This window comes from Micromonospora sp. NPDC051141 (genome assembly GCF_044455765.1).
Lineage (GTDB): Bacteria > Actinomycetota > Actinomycetes > Mycobacteriales > Micromonosporaceae > Micromonospora.
The window spans coordinates 277,838-292,011 of sequence record NZ_JBITFD010000003.1 but is presented as its reverse complement, the minus strand read 5'-3'; the positions used below and the strand labels follow the sequence as shown (position 1 = coordinate 292,011).

The following is a 14,174-nucleotide window of genomic DNA, read 5'->3' as shown; positions in this document are numbered from 1 at the left end:
GAGGTTGGATTTTTTCATAGGGTCCCCCACAGGAGCGTGGGAGGAGGGGTGCGGATGGCGCCTCAACCGGGCCACCAGGCCGTGGTACGGGTCCCGGTGGCGACCCTGTGGACAGACCCCGACGCGGTCCGCCCGATCGACGGACCCGCCCTGCGCGACAACCCCGACGTCGCCGCCTGGGTCGCCGGGATGGATCGCGACCAGTGGGTCGGCGACTGCGTCCTGACCCAGTTGCTGCTCGGCGAGCCGGTGCTGGTCACCGGGGTCGGGCCGGACGGCTGGGTCCGGGTGGTAGCTCTCGGGCAGCCCGCCGCCAAGCTGGACCCGCGCGGCTACCCGGGCTGGATGCGGTCGGCCCACCTGGCCGCGCCCGCCGACACCGGACCGACCGGGTCCGCGTTGGTGGTCGACGTCCGCCGGACCACCCTGCACGGGACGGCCGGCGGGTCGCCGGCGCTCACCGGGGTGACCCTGGGCACCCACCTCACCTCCGCCGGCCGGCCGACGGACGGCTGGCGGCCGGTCCGGGCACCCGGGCGGGTCGAGCCGCTCTGGGCCCCGGAGGGCGACCTGGTGCCGCTGCCCGCCGAGCGACCCGAGGCCAAGGAGGTGCTCGCGGTCGCCGAGCGGCTGCGCGACCTGGTCTACATCTGGGGCGGCCTGTCCACCGACGGCACCGACTGCTCCGGTCTGGTGCACCTGGCCTGGCGGCGGTACGGCGTCACGCTGCCCCGCGACGCGGACGACCAGGCCGAGGCGACCACGCCGCTGGCGCTGGACGACGAGCGTCCCGGCGACCTCTACTTCTTCGCCCGCCCCGGCCGGCGCATCCACCACGTCGGGATCGTCACGGCCGAGCCGCACGGCGGCCGGCGCCGGATGCTGCACGCCTGCTACCTCACCCGGCGGGTGGTCGAGGAGGAACTGCCCCCGGACCGGGTCGCCACCCTGGTCGGCGCGCACCGCGTCTGACCCGGTGTCCGGGGCGTCGTCCGCCCCGGACACCCGGTGCGGTCAGCGCCGCGCCTCGGCCAACTCCCGGCGCCGGTCCCGCGACGACTTGGCCAGGCTCGCCACGGTGGCCACGGCCAGCGTGCCGAGGATGACCGTCAGCGAGAGCCAGATCGGGATGTGCGGCGCCCACGCCACGTGCTCGCCGCCGTTGATGAACGGCAGGTTGTTGTCGGCCAACGCCTCCAGCACCAGCTTCACGCCGATGAAGCCGAGCACCACGGCCAGCCCGTAGCTGAGGTAGATGAGCCGGTCCAGCAGACCGCCCAGCAGGAAGTAGAGCTGCCGCAGCCCCATCAGCGCGAAGACGTTCGCGGTGAACACCAGGTACGGCTCCTGGGTGATCCCGAAGATCGCCGGGATCGAGTCGAGCGCGAAGATGAGGTCGGTGGTGCCGATCGCGATCATCACGATCAACATCGGGGTGAACAGTCGCCGCCCGTGCTCCCGGGTGGTCATCTTCGCCCCGTCGAAGTCCCGGGACAGCGGCAGCGCCTTGCGGCTCCACCGGATCAGCACGTTCTCGCTGAACTCGTCCTCGTCCGGCTCGCCCTGTCGGGCCAGGTTCACCGCCGTGTAGATCAGGAACGCGCCGAAGATGTAGAACACCCAGGAGAACTGGGAGATCAGCGCCGCGCCGGCGGCGATGAACCCACCGCGCATGACCAGCGCCAACAGGATGCCGATGAGCAGCACCTTCTGCTGGTACTGCCGGGGCACCCCGAAGCGGGCCATGATGATCACGAAGACGAAGAGATTGTCCACCGAGAGGCTGTATTCCGTGAGCCAGCCGGTGTAGAACTGGCCGGCCACGCTCGGCCCGGCCGTCACCCAGAGCACCACGCCGAAGAGCAGCGCCAGCGCCACGTAGAAGCCGACCCACAGGCTGGACTCGCGGACGCTGGGCTCGTGCGGGCGGCGGCCGATGATGAACAGGTCGGCGAGCAGGACCGCGATCATCGCGGTCAGGGTTACCGCCCACACCAATGCGGACACGTTCAAATCCATCCTCCGGCAGACACGCAGCGTCGGGCACACCGTACGCCGGGTGGTGGGCCGGGGTGCGTCGACGCTGACTGTGGTGACTGTCGGAGGTCTCTTCCGCCGGAGCCCGGGTGGACGCCGACCGACGGAGCCGGGTCGAGCCACCGGGGGGTGCTGGCGCTCGTCCGTGCTGACGACTCCGTCACGGGGGAATACTCCCCTCCTCGGCCGCCATTGTTCACCATGTCGGCCCGGTAGCGCATCTCCGGACGCCGATCTGGCGTCATCGGGTGCCGCTCCTCACGTATTCGCGGGACGTCCTAGGAGGCTAGCCTTTCCGTCCGCGGCGCCAATGCCGGGCGACGCGGACGCGGTCCTCAGTGGGCGGGCAGCAGCGGGTCGGTGAACGCCCACCCGGCCGCGAGCAGATCCTCGACCGCGGCGACCGCCGTGGCCAGCCGCTCCTCGTGCGTGCCGCGCAGCTCGACCACCGGCACCCCGCTCCCGGCCAACTCCTCGCGGAACCGCCCGGTCATCCACGCCCGCAGGTGTTCCCCGTCGCGCAGGCCGTCGTCGGCGAAGGGCACCCCCTCGTGGTCGGTGAGCAGATAGAGCGCCGGGCGGCGGGCGGCGGCCCGGACCTCGGCCGACGACGACCCCAGGTAGCGTTCCTCCCAGAGCGCGGTGGCCCGGGCGTCGGTGTCGCAGCACAACAGCGGGCCGCTGACCCGTGCCGCGGCGTCCTCGGCGGCCTGCTGCTCGCGTACCACCTCGACGAAGTCGTCCCGGTCCCAGGTGACGTCGAAGACTGTCGCGTCCGGTCGGGAGCGGCGCAGCGCGGCGAGTTTGCGGGCGGTCAGCTCACGGCCGTACTCGGGCACCCAGGCGGTGCGGAAACGCTCGGCGAGCGCCCGCGTCATGGTCGTGGTGCCGGTGGACTCCGCGCCGACCACCACGACGCGGCGGACCAGCCACGCCCGCACCGGCGCGCTCAGCCACCGCCAGTGCGCCGCCGGGTCCGCGCGCACCGCGGTGCCGGAGACCGGCACCGCCCGCCGCTGCGGATCCACGTCGACCGCGACCGCGCCGAACCGGCGGGCCAGTTCCTCGCCGTACGCCTCGGAGGAGAAGACGGCGTCCACCGGCTCGCCGCCCAGCGCGTCGGCGAACACCGCGCAGTGCAGGTCCCAGACCGCCGGGTCGGCGTAGTTGACCGGATGGTCGTCGTGCCGGCCGACGAACCGCACCCACGGCGTGCCGGCGTGCACCTCGCGCAGCCAGGCCAACCGCAGGTCCAGCGGGATCGACTCGCGCCGGGACGGCGCCACCACCACGGTCACCGCCGCGCAGCGGGCCGCGGCGGCCTCGACGAGCGCGTGGTGCCCGGCGTGCGGCGGATAGAACTTGCCGACCACCAGGCCGTGCCGGAACCGGCGCGTACCCGCTCCGGTCGCGCTCATGACGCAACCAGAGTTCGCGACTGCGGGGCTCGCAGACCCGGCTCACTCCTCGCGCTCACGCGGTCACCGGCGCCGGGCCGGGCGGCACCGGCGTGGCCGCCGCGCGCCGACGCAGATCCGCCCGCCAGGACCGCAACCCCACCACGCAGAGGGCCAGGAAGATCAGGTACAGGCCGCCGGTCAGCCACAGCCCCTTGTACGCGTAGAGCGGGATGTAGATCAGGTCGGCGGCGATCCACAGCCACCAGCTCTCCACCAGCTTGCGGGTCTGGCCGTAGGTGGCCAGCAGCGACAACGCGGTGGTGACCGCGTCGGCCAGCGGAACGGTCGAGTCGGTGGCCCGGTCCAGCAGCGCCCACAGCCCGGCGGTGAGCAGCAGCCCGGCCAGGCCCAGCGCCCACCACTCCCGCCGCCCGGTACGGGCCACCGTGAGCCGGCTGCGCCGGGCCCCGCCGAACAGCCAGTGCCACCAGCCGTAGATCCCGAGCACCACGTAGACGAGTTGCAGGCCGGCGTCGGCGTACAGGCCGGCGGTCCAGAACAGCACCATCAGCAGCAGCACGTTGGCGATGCCGACCGCCCAGTTCGCGATGTGCTGGCGGGCGACCAACCAGACGTTGACCACGCCGGTGCCGAAGCCGAGCAGCTCCGCCCAGGTGGTGCCGGCGCCGAACACGGTGAACGCGGTGCCGGTGAGCCAGTCGAGCATGTGGGTGTCCCTCCCCCGCCGCCGGCGTCCCCGGTGGAGGCCGGCGCCCCGGTGTGGAGACGCGGCCCGCCGGAGCGCCCCCGGAGCGTACCGGGGGTGGCCGGGCATGGGAGGCTTCGGGCATGGTTCTTGAGGTCGCGCTGATCGACGTGACGCCCGGACACGAGGACGACTTCGCCGCCGCCTACGCGCAGGCCCGGCCGATCCTCGCCGAGGCGCAGGGGTGCCGCTCCGTGCGGATGACCCGCGGGGTGGAGTCGCCCACCCGGTTCGTGCTGCTCGTCGAGTGGGACTCGGTGGAGGCGCACGACGTGAACTTCCGGCAGACCGAGCGCTTCGGGCGGTGGCGCGGGCTGATCGGCCCGTACTTCGCCGGCCCGCCGCTGGTCGAGCACTTCGTCGACGTGCCGGCCTGAACTGTCGTACCCCACGCGTAGCCTGCGCGCGACGCGCGGTCACCGGTCCCGACGGGCAACGGGGGCGCCGGGCCCGGTGGGCGCGCGGCGGCCCCGTTTCGGGCCGGTGGGCGCGTAGCGGCCCTCACCCCGGCTCGTGCGCGTCACGGGGCCGGGGCACCGGCGCGGGGCCGAGCCGCCGGGCCAGCAGCTCGGCCGTCGCGTCCTCCGGCAGCGCCGCCGCGAGCAGCCGCTCGATCACCTGCTCGTAGCGGGCCACGTCCGCCTCGCCGACCAGGCGCAGGTCGGTGGTGAGCGTCTCCACCAGCACGGTGCGGGGATCGTCCGGGTCCGGATAGGCGTAGTAGGAGAACGGCGCCAGCGGATGCAGGTCGTCGCCGGACGAGGCGTCCCGCGGCAGCACCCGGACCGTGACGTGCGACCGCTCGGTCAGCGCCAGCAGATGCCGTAGCTGCTCCCGCCACACCTCGGCCGGCAGGCCGCCCGGCTCGCAGGCCCGCTCGTCGAGCAACGCGGTGTAGTGCGGCGGGTCCGGCCGGACCAGCAGTTCCTGGCGCACCGCCCGGGCTCGGACGTCGGCCTCCACGTCCACCCCGTCGGCGACCGACGCGCCGGCCGACACCCGCAGCCGGGCGTACGCCGGGGTCTGCAACAGGCCGGGCACGAGCGCCGGCTGGTATTCCACGATGCGCTCGGCGCCGGCCTCCAACTCCGCGTACGCCCGCTGCCGCTCGCCCATCTCGCCCAGCGCCTTGGACCAGCCACGCCCGGTGGCGGCGTCCCGCGCGATGACGATCAGATCGTCCCGCTGGTGCGGCGGCACCGCGTAGACGTCGAGCAGGTCGAGCACGTCGGCCAGGTCGGGCCGGCTCTGCCCCAGCTCGATGCGGGACAGCTTCGACGTGGACGCCCAACCGAGCCGGGCGCAGACCTGTTCGAGCGTCAGTGACTCACGGCGGCGCAGCCGGCGCAGCTCGACGCCGAGCCGCACCCGCCGGACGACCGGACTTGCTGACATCGGCATGCGCTCCTCCCAGGGTGGGAGCGTACGCATGACCATCACACACGGCAATACCTCGCTTGCGCAGAGCAACAGACGCCGGGTCGGTCAGGGCCGGTACGTGCCGAACGACCAGACCATGCCGACCAGGTCACGGGCGGCGTAGTCGCGGGAGCCGTAATCGGTGTCGAACGGCGACCTGACGATGTCCGCGCCGGCCGCCCGGGCCCGCTCGTGGTGCGCGTCCACGTCGTCGACCGCCAGGTAGACGCGGTAGTCGTCGTCGGCCGGGCGGCTCGCCGGTGCGGGCCCCGGCCCGACCATGACGAGGCCGTCGCCGTGACCGAGCTGGGCGTGGCGCACCGCGCCGTCGGGCCCGGAGTGCAGCTCGTGAACCGTGAGACCGAACGCCGACCGGAGAAAGTCGACAGCGGCGTGGACGTCGGGGTACCGGAGAACCGGGTAGATGCTTCGCATGGCGCCAGCCTGCCGCGCGGCGGTCAGTCCGGATAGGACGGATGTGATCCGGGCCGGGCCAGCACCGCCGGCGTGGCCCCGGCGAACGCCTGGAACTCCCGGATGAGATGCGACTGGTCGTAGTAGCCCCAGCGGGCCGCCCGCTCCGCCCAACCCGCCCCGCCCGCGCCGGCGGCCGGCGCGGTGAGCACCGTGCGGCCCAGACCGGCGTACGCCCGCTCGAAGCGCAGGAGCCGGGCCACGGTCCTCGGCGGCAGCCCGAACTCCTGACGGAACCGGACCGCCAGGTGACGACGGGACCAGCCGATCTCGTCGGCCAGCGCGGCGACGCCGACCGCTCCCCCGCTGCCGTCGAGCCGCCGCCACGCCGCCCGCAGCCGGCCGTCGACCGGGTCGGTGGCCGGCAGCCGGGCGGCGAGGGCGGCGTCGAGCCGGGCGAAGCGCTCCGCCCAGCCGGCCGCGCCGGCCAGCGCGTCCCGCAGGTCGGTCAGCCAGCCGGCGACGCGGTCGACCGGGAGCACCCGGTTGGCCAGCTCGCCGAGCGGCAGCCCGAGCACCCGGCGCGCCGCCGGGGCGCTCAGGACCACCTGCACGCCGACTCCCGTGCCGGCGGTACGGGTGGCGCACCAACCGTCGAACGGGCCGGCCAGGAACGCGTTGCTGGACGTGCCGCGGCCCGACGCCCGCGGATCGTGCACGTCGAGCGGGTCGCCCCAGCCCAGGATCAGCACCACGAACGCGCCGGCCACCTCGCGGCGCACCAGCGGCGCCGGCGCGTCCTCCCGGTAGCCGAGGTACCGGTCCACCCAGGGACGCAGCCGCGCGTCGGGACGCCCGACGACCGCCTCGGTCAGCATCCCGCCCGCCCGGCCGGCCCGCCGCTCACCGCACCCCGGCCGCGTCCATCCCGCGCAACTCCTTCTTGAGGTCGGCGACCTCGTCGCGGATCCGCGCCGCCAGCTCGAACTGGAGCTCCCGGGCGGCGGCCAGCATCTGGTCGTTCAGCTCCTGGATGAGGTTGGCCAGATCGGCCCGGGCCATCCCCTCCCGCGACGGGGTCGCCGCGCCGCCCCGGCCACCGCGGCTGCGGGTCTCCTTGACCGGCGCCTTTCCCCGGGACAGCTGCCGCGCGGCGCCGCCGACGGTGGCGGCCTCGGTGTCCTCCGCCTCGCGGTAGATGTCGTCGAGGATGTCGTGGATCTTCTTGCGCAACGGCTCGGGGCTGATGCCGTGCGCCTCGTTGTGCGCGATCTGCTTGGCCCGGCGCCGGTTCGTCTCGTCGATCGCCGACGCCATCGACGGGGTGATCTTGTCGGCGTACATGTGGACCTGGCCGGAGACGTTCCGGGCCGCGCGGCCGATCGTCTGGATCAGCGACCGGCCGCTGCGCAGGAAGCCCTCCTTGTCGGCGTCGAGGATCGCCACCAGCGAGACCTCGGGCAGGTCGAGGCCCTCCCGGAGCAGGTTGATGCCGACCAGCACGTCGTAGTCGCCCTTGCGCAGCTCACTCAGCAGCTCGACCCGGCGCAGCGTGTCCACCTCGGAGTGCAGGTAGCGCACCCGGATGCCGTTCTCCAGCAGGTAGTCGGAGAGGTCCTCGGCCATCTTCTTGGTCAGCGTGGTGACAAGCACCCGCTCGTCACGCTCGGTGCGCAGCTTGATCTCGTGCATGAGGTCGTCGATCTGCCCCTTGGTCGGCTTCACCACCACCTCGGGGTCGATCAGACCGGTGGGCCGGATCACCTGCTCGACGAACTCGCCCTGGGCCTGCTCCAGCTCCCACGGGCCCGGGGTGGCGGAGAGGAAGACCGACTGGCCCACCCGTTCCAGGTATTCGTCGAAGCGCAGCGGCCGGTTGTCGGCGGCGCTGGGCAGCCGGAAGCCGTGGTCGATGAGCATCCGCTTGCGGGAGGCGTCCCCCTCGTACATGCCACCGATCTGCGGGATGGTGACGTGCGACTCGTCGACCACGGTGAGGAAGTCGTCGGGGAAGTAGTCGAGCAGGCAGTGCGGCGGGCTGCCGGGCAGCCGGCCGTCCATGTGCATCGAGTAGTTCTCGATGCCGGAGCAGAAGCCGACCTGACGCATCATCTCGATGTCGTAGGTGGTGCGCATGCGCAGTCGCTGCGCCTCCAGCAGCTTGCCCTGCCGCTCCAGCTCGGCCAGCCGCTCGGCCAGCTCGGCCTCGATGTCGCGGATCGCCCGCTCCATCCGCTCCGGGCCGGCGGCGTAGTGCGTGGCCGGGAAGATCACCAGGCTGTCGACCTCCCGGACCACGTCCCCGGTCAACGGGTTGAGGTAGTAGAGCTTCTCGATCTCGTCACCGAACAGCTCGATCCGGACGGCGAGTTCCTCGTACGCCGGGATGATCTCCAGCGTGTCGCCGCGGACTCGGAACGTGCCGCGTTGGAAGGCCATGTCGTTGCGGGTGTACTGGATGTCGACCAGCCGGCGCAGCAACTGGTCCCGGTCGAGCTCCTGCCCCACCTTGGCCCGCACCGCGCGGTCGAGGTATTCCTCCGGCGTGCCGAGGCCGTAGATCGCCGACACGGTCGCCACCACGATGACGTCGCGTCGGGTGAGCAGCGACATGGTCGCCGAGTGCCGCAGCCGCTCCACCTCCTCGTTGATCGAGGAGTCCTTCTCGATGTAGGTGTCGGTCTGCGGGATGTAGGCCTCGGGCTGGTAGTAGTCGTAGTAGGAGACGAAGTATTCCACCGCGTTGTGCGGCAGCAGCTCGCCGAACTCCTTGGCGAGCTGGGCGGCGAGCGTCTTGTTGGGGGCGAGCACCAGCGTGGGCCGTTGGAGCCGCTCGACCAGCCACGCCGTGGTGGCGCTCTTGCCGGTGCCGGTCGCACCCAGCAGCACCGTGTTGCGGTCGCCGCGACGCACGCGGCGCTCAAGATCGTCGATGGCTGCCGGCTGGTCGCCGGCCGGCTGGAACTCGCTGACCACCTGGAAGCGGCCGTCGAGCCGGGGAATGTCGAGCGCCATGTCACCAACGGTACGCCCGCGGTCCGACACTTCCCCGCCGACCACGGATCGTCCCTGACCGGCTTCGATATTCCCATTGTGTGGCTCATCTCACCGGACTACCCTCGTACCGTAGGCCGCTCGCGGCGGCCGACCGGGCCGGTGGCCGCCTCCCTCGCGGGGGCCCGGCCGCCCCCGGCGCCGAAGGCCGCAGCACCCGGGACGACCGGCGTGCGCGCCCATGGTGGTCGCGCCGAGAGGCGCTCACCGGCCGCCGCGAGCGCCCCTGCGTCGTCACCCGTGACCCCGCAGCCGCGTTGTCCCCTCGTGGAGCCCTCTCCCGACCGCCGGCCGCGCCGTGACCGCGCGACCGGCACCGGCGCGTCCGCCCCGGAGCCGGGCCGGCCACCCGCACCGCCGCGCCCGCACCGGGTCACCGCACGCGGCGACGCCGACCAGCACGTGCCGCGCGAGCCCGGCCGAGGCCATCGCCGATCCCGCACCAGTGTCCCCACCCGGCCCGGCACCACGGTCGGCCGCCGGCGGCGCGGCGGCGCCGGAACCGGCCCGAGACCGGCCGGCACCCGAGCGGGCGACGATCCCGCGCTGGACGGGGCGGGCGACCCACCGGACCGGCCGACCCGCCGGCACGCCGCGCTGGCCTCGCTCCTGCTGGCCGCCGCCGCCTCGGCGACCCTCCTGGTCACCGGGCTGCCCGGCACGCCCCCGCCACGGTCGGGCCCGGCGGACCGCCCGCTCACCGCCGACGAGGCCGAGCGGGTGGCCGCGCTGCGGGTGACCAACGGACGGGACCTGCGCGCCGGCGTCCGGGTCACGGTCGGCGCCGGTCGGGACCGGATCGACCTGCTCGGCTGGGTCGACTGGGCCCGGCCGCTGCTCTACCTGGACGTCGGCGGCCCCGGCGCGGGCACCGACCGGGGGCTCGTCCAGGCCACCGCGGCGGCGCTGCTGGTCCGCCCGGCCCCGGCCGCGCTGCCCACGCCGGCGCGACCACCGCTGGTGCCGCCGCCCGACCGGTGGCGGCTCCGCGAGCCGCCGGCCGGCCGAGGGCTGGCCGCCGTCCGCGACCTGCTGCTCGGGCTGGGCGCGGACCGGCTCGACCCGGTCGCGCGGGACGGCCGTTGGCTGCGCCGGGAGAGCCTCGCCGGCATCCCGGTGGACGTGCTCCGGGCACCGCTGGCCGCCCCGTCGGGTGATCCGCGGCCGACGCTCTGGCTGGACCGGGACGCCCGACTGCACCGGTTGGCCGGGCGACTGCCCGACGGCACGCCGGTCACCGTCGACCTGGAGCGTGCCGACCGGCCCGCCCCGCATCCGGTGGACGCGCTCGGCGGCCGGGCCGGGCAGCCCCGGCCGCTGACCGACGACGAGGCGGACCGGTTGGCCGGCCTGCCCGCCCGGCTGCGGCGCGCCGGCGGCGCGGCGGTGACCGTGGCCGCCCCGCTCGACCCGTCCACCACCCTGCACGGGGTGGGCACGCTGAGCTGGTCGACGCGGTCGGCGTACCTCACGGTGACCGACGACGACACCGGCCGGCGTACGCTACGACGGGCCGGACCGGACGGGGTGGCTCACGCGCAGCCGTCTCCCGACGGGCCCGGCACCCCGCCACTGCCGACGCCGGGCGGGCTGCTCTCGGCCGCCGCCCGGCCGCCCATCGACGCCCTCGACCGGCTCGTCGAGACCGCGCTGCGGGCCGGCACCCGACCACCGGACCGACCGGCGCTGCGGATCCGGGCGGACGCGACCGCAGGCCGTGCGGTGGACGTCATCGAGGTGCCGGGCGGCCTGCGCTGGTGGCTGGACCGGGCCGGACTGCCCCACCGCCTGGAACTGCGCACCCCCGAAAACGTGTGGATCCACCTCACCCTCACCCTCACCCCCTCCCTCACCCCCTCCGCGCCGAAGCGCGCAGATTCACGGAAAGTGGGGCCATCCGTCGCGGAATGAGCACGCTTTCCGTGAATCTGAGGGCGGGGCGGCGGGGCGGGGCGGCGGGGCGGGGCGGCGGGCGGGCGGGGCGGGGCGGGAGGGCGGGGGTCAGGGGCGCCAGCCGGTCTGGGCGGCCCAGTCCTCGGCGCGCAGGTGCTCCTCGTCGAACCAGGGGTCGGTGAGCGTGCCGTATTCCGCGCTGTCCGGCGCGGCAGCCACCAGGTCCCGCTTCACCTGGAGGTACGCGGCCCGGCGCGCCGGGTCCGCGCGGAGGTGGTCGCGCATCAGCAGCGCGTACCGCCAACCGGCCGAGCCGGCCACCCGCAGATGCAGCAGCACCGGGCGACCCGGGTCCGCGCCGCCGTGCAGCCGCTTCGCCCACTGCACCCGGTCGGGGCGACGCGGCGCGTCCCGCCACTCGCCGGGCATCCGGGGGAAGCCCGCCTCGGCCAGCCGGTCGGCGAGCGGACCGTCCGCCTCCGCCAGCGAGGAGACGGTGAGCTGGATGTCGATGACGTCCGGCGCGGCCAGGCCGGGCACGGCGGTGGAGCCGACGTGGTCGATCCGGAGGTCGCCACCGGCCGCGTGGCGGATCCGTGCGGCCAGCCGGGCGTACTGCGCGGGCCAGGTCGGATCCGGCTCGGTCACCGTCGACAGCCCGATCACCGTCGACGGCCCGGTCAACGTCGACGGCCCGGTCACCGACGACGGGCCGGTCAACGTCGACGGGCCGGTCAACGTCGACGGGCCGGTCAACGTCGACGGGCCGGTCAACGTCGACGGGCCGGTCACCGGCGACGGCTCGGCGCGGACGGCGTGCCGCTCGCGGACGTTGCGCTCGTAGGGGAGCAACCGGTCCCGCCAGAGGTCGTCCACCGCGTCGTGCAGGTCGGTCAGTGTGCCGTCGTTGGTGAGCAGCACGTCCGCCACCGCCGCCCGGCGGGCGTCATCGGCCTGTGCGGCGATCCGCCGTTCGGCCTCGGCCGGGTCCATGCCCCGGTCCCGGGACAACCGTGCCAGCCGGGTCGGCACCGCCGTCTGCACCACCAGCACCAGGTGGTACGTGGGTGCGAGCCCCACCTCGACCAGCAGTGGCACGTCGTTGACCACCACCGCGTCGGCGGGCGCGGCGGCGACCAGCGCGGCGGCCCGCGCCCGGACCCGGGGGTGGGTGATCGCCTCCAGCCGGCGGCGGGCGGTCTCGTCGGCGAAGACCAGCGCGCCCAGCGCGGCCCGGTCCAACGAGCCGTCCGGGCCCAGGACCCGGTCGGAGAACGCGGCTACCACCTCGGCCAGCCCTTCGGTGCCGGGCGCGACCACCTCTCGGGCGATCCGGTCCGAGTCGACGACCACCGCGCCGAGCGCGGCGAGGCGGGCCGCCACCGCGCTCTTGCCGGATCCGATCCCGCCCGTCAGCCCCACCTTCAGCATCCGGACAGTCAACCGGATCACCGGACACATGCCAAACAGGGCCGGCGCTTCCAAGCCGACCGGACGGCACGCGAGCGGCGTCCGCACGTGTCCACGACGCGGGCCCCGCCCCCGGCGCTCCGCTGGTGCGGAACGCGGGGACGGGGCCCGTCGTCAGAGGCAACCGCTGGTGCGTCCGGGTGGACGAACCGGCGTCAGCGACCGGTCACTTGCCGCCGGCGAGCTTCTCCCGCAGTGCGGCGAGCGCCTCGTCGGTGGCCAGCGTGCCGGCCGGCTCCTCGGCCTGACGGCTCGGGGCCGACGAGGTCGAGGTGGTGGTGCTGGTGGCCGGCGGAGCCGGGTTGGCAGCGGCCTCGGCGTCGGCGGCGCGGGAGGTCTGCACCTGCTTGGTGTGGGCCTCCCAACGCTGACGCGCCTCGGCGTACTGGTTCTCCCAGGTCTCGCGCTGCTTGTCGTAGCCCTCGAGCCACTCGCCCGTCTCCGGGTCGAAGCCCTCCGGGTAGATGTAGTTGCCCTCGTTGTCGTACGTCGCGGCCATGCCGTAGAGGGTCGGGTCGAAGTGCTCCTCGCCCTCGACGAAGCCCTCGTTGGCCTGCTTGAGCGACAGCGAGATCCGGCGGCGCTCCAGGTCGATGTCGATGACCTTGACCATGACCTCGGAGCCGACCTGCACGACCTGCTCCGGGATCTCCACGTGGCGCTCGGCCAGCTCGGAGATGTGGACCAGGCCCTCGATGCCGTCGTCCACCCGGACGAACGCGCCGAACGGCACCAGCTTGGTGACCTTACCCGGCACGATCTGCTGGATCGCGTGGGTGCGGGCGAACTGACGCCACGGGTCCTCCTGGGTCGCCTTCAGCGACAGCGAGACCCGCTCGCGGTCCAGGTCGACGTCCAGGACCTCGACCTCGACCTCCTGGCCCACCTCGACGACCTCGGACGGGTGGTCGATGTGCTTCCAGGACAGCTCGGAGACGTGCACGAGGCCGTCCACGCCGCCCAGGTCGACGAACGCGCCGAAGTTGACGATCGAGGAGACGACGCCCTTGCGGACCTGCCCCTTCTGGAGCTTGTTGAGGAACTCGGTGCGCACCTCGGACTGCGTCTGCTCCAGCCAGGCCCGGCGGGACAGGACCACGTTGTTGCGGTTCTTGTCCAGCTCGATGATCTTGGCTTCGAGCTCGCGGCCGACGTACGGCTGGAGGTCACGCACCCGCCGCATCTCGACAAGCGACGCGGGCAGGAAGCCGCGCAGGCCGATGTCGAGGATGAGACCACCCTTGACGACCTCGATGACCGAGCCGCGGACGACACCGTCCTCGTCCTTGATCTTCTCGATCGTGCCCCAGGCCCGCTCGTACTGCGCCCGCTTCTTGGAGAGGATCAGCCGACCCTCCTTGTCCTCCTTCTGGAGGACGAGGGCCTCGATGTGGTCGCCGACCGAAACAACCTCGGCCGGGTCCACGTCGTGCTTGATCGACAGCTCCCGAGAGGGGATCACGCCCTCGGTCTTGTAGCCGATGTCGAGCAGGACCTCGTCCCGATCGACCTTGACGACGGTGCCTTCGACAATGTCGCCGTCGTTGAAGTACTTGATGGTCTCGTCGATAGCGGCGAGGAAAGCTTCCTCAGAGCCGAGATCGTCGTGCGTGACCTTGTTGGCGCTCGAGGTGGCCTCGATGCTGCTCGTCATGTGGGCGGTTGCTCCGGTCGGATGGGTTGTCACAGCGGGCATGGGTGTCGCGGTGACTCTTCCGCGC

The 14,174-nt window shown here is 73.7% G+C and carries 12 protein-coding genes; 3 read left to right on the top strand and 9 right to left on the bottom strand.

All coding sequences use genetic code 11. From position 1 onward, the window contains the following. The first annotated feature begins 54 nt into the window (after positions 1-54). A complete protein-coding gene (locus ACIA6B_RS06660; protein ID WP_396771647.1) occupies positions 55-972 on the top strand; it encodes an NlpC/P60 family protein in 918 nt (305 codons plus the stop codon). A gap of 42 nt (positions 973-1,014) precedes the next feature. Here the strand turns inward: ACIA6B_RS06660 and ACIA6B_RS06655 are convergent, their stop codons facing one another. The 3 genes from ACIA6B_RS06655 to pnuC form a co-directional block, all read right to left on the bottom strand. Continuing rightward, positions 1,015-2,013 carry a TerC family protein gene (locus ACIA6B_RS06655; RefSeq protein WP_396771645.1) on the bottom strand — a complete coding sequence of 333 codons (999 nt, stop codon included), beginning with the start codon at positions 2,011-2,013 and terminating at the stop codon, positions 1,015-1,017. A gap of 359 nt (positions 2,014-2,372) precedes the next feature. After that, positions 2,373-3,455: an AAA family ATPase gene (locus ACIA6B_RS06650; RefSeq protein WP_396771642.1), complete on the bottom strand. Its 1,083-nt coding sequence runs from the start codon at positions 3,453-3,455 to the stop codon at positions 2,373-2,375. Positions 3,456-3,510: 55 nt separating this feature from the next. Next, positions 3,511-4,164 (bottom strand): nicotinamide riboside transporter PnuC, encoded by a 654-nt coding sequence (gene pnuC / locus ACIA6B_RS06645; protein ID WP_396771640.1) that lies wholly within the window; start codon positions 4,162-4,164, stop codon positions 3,511-3,513. A gap of 122 nt (positions 4,165-4,286) precedes the next feature. On the opposite strand from pnuC, the gene ACIA6B_RS06640 reads away from it, so the two are divergent. Then, positions 4,287-4,580, top strand: a complete 294-nt coding sequence (locus ACIA6B_RS06640) for an antibiotic biosynthesis monooxygenase (protein WP_107162472.1) — start codon at positions 4,287-4,289, stop codon at positions 4,578-4,580. Positions 4,581-4,704: 124 nt separating this feature from the next. Here ACIA6B_RS06640 and ACIA6B_RS06635 read toward each other — a convergent pair whose 3' ends face one another. From ACIA6B_RS06635 to uvrB, 4 genes are all read right to left on the bottom strand, one after another. After that, the gene (locus ACIA6B_RS06635) at positions 4,705-5,604 is read right to left on the bottom strand and encodes a DUF5753 domain-containing protein (protein WP_396771637.1); all 900 of its coding nucleotides are present in this window, start codon (positions 5,602-5,604) and stop codon (positions 4,705-4,707) included. Positions 5,605-5,688: 84 nt separating this feature from the next. Continuing rightward, complete coding sequence (locus tag ACIA6B_RS06630) at positions 5,689-6,057, bottom strand: VOC family protein (protein ID WP_396771635.1); 369 nt, start codon at positions 6,055-6,057, stop codon at positions 5,689-5,691. Between the two features lie 23 nt (positions 6,058-6,080). Further along, entirely contained in the window at positions 6,081-6,914 is an 834-nt protein-coding gene (locus tag ACIA6B_RS06625; protein ID WP_396771633.1) for a helix-turn-helix domain-containing protein, read from the bottom strand. Positions 6,915-6,939: 25 nt separating this feature from the next. Continuing rightward, a complete protein-coding gene (uvrB, locus tag ACIA6B_RS06620; protein WP_396771631.1) occupies positions 6,940-9,051 on the bottom strand; it encodes an excinuclease ABC subunit UvrB in 2,112 nt (703 codons plus the stop codon). A 306-nt stretch (positions 9,052-9,357) separates the two neighbouring features. On the opposite strand from uvrB, the gene ACIA6B_RS06615 reads away from it, so the two are divergent. Further along, on the top strand, positions 9,358-11,001 hold the full coding sequence (locus ACIA6B_RS06615) for a hypothetical protein (protein WP_396771629.1): 1,644 nt from the start codon (positions 9,358-9,360) through the stop codon (positions 10,999-11,001). A 90-nt stretch (positions 11,002-11,091) separates the two neighbouring features. Here the strand turns inward: ACIA6B_RS06615 and coaE are convergent, their stop codons facing one another. After that, entirely contained in the window at positions 11,092-12,414 is a 1,323-nt protein-coding gene (gene coaE / locus ACIA6B_RS06610; RefSeq protein WP_396772083.1) for a dephospho-CoA kinase, read from the bottom strand. 205 nt (positions 12,415-12,619) lie between these two features. Further along, entirely contained in the window at positions 12,620-14,149 is a 1,530-nt protein-coding gene (rpsA, locus tag ACIA6B_RS06605) for a 30S ribosomal protein S1 (RefSeq protein WP_107157503.1), read from the bottom strand. Positions 14,150-14,174: the final 25 nt, after the last annotated feature.

Coding starts and splice junctions, on each gene's coding strand:
- ACIA6B_RS06640 (WP_107162472.1), top strand. CDS start 4,287: ATGGTTCTTGAGGTCGCGCTGATCGACGTGACGCCCGGACACGAGGAC.
- ACIA6B_RS06630 (WP_396771635.1), bottom strand. CDS start 6,057: ATGCGAAGCATCTACCCGGTTCTCCGGTACCCCGACGTCCACGCCGCT.
- ACIA6B_RS06635 (WP_396771637.1), bottom strand. CDS start 5,604: ATGCCGATGTCAGCAAGTCCGGTCGTCCGGCGGGTGCGGCTCGGCGTC.
- ACIA6B_RS06625 (WP_396771633.1), bottom strand. CDS start 6,914: ATGCTGACCGAGGCGGTCGTCGGGCGTCCCGACGCGCGGCTGCGTCCC.
- coaE (WP_396772083.1), bottom strand. CDS start 12,414: ATGCTGAAGGTGGGGCTGACGGGCGGGATCGGATCCGGCAAGAGCGCG.
- ACIA6B_RS06650 (WP_396771642.1), bottom strand. CDS start 3,455: ATGAGCGCGACCGGAGCGGGTACGCGCCGGTTCCGGCACGGCCTGGTG.
- ACIA6B_RS06660 (WP_396771647.1), top strand. CDS start 55: ATGGCGCCTCAACCGGGCCACCAGGCCGTGGTACGGGTCCCGGTGGCG.
- rpsA (WP_107157503.1), bottom strand. CDS start 14,149: ATGCCCGCTGTGACAACCCATCCGACCGGAGCAACCGCCCACATGACG.
- pnuC (WP_396771640.1), bottom strand. CDS start 4,164: ATGCTCGACTGGCTCACCGGCACCGCGTTCACCGTGTTCGGCGCCGGC.
- uvrB (WP_396771631.1), bottom strand. CDS start 9,051: ATGGCGCTCGACATTCCCCGGCTCGACGGCCGCTTCCAGGTGGTCAGC.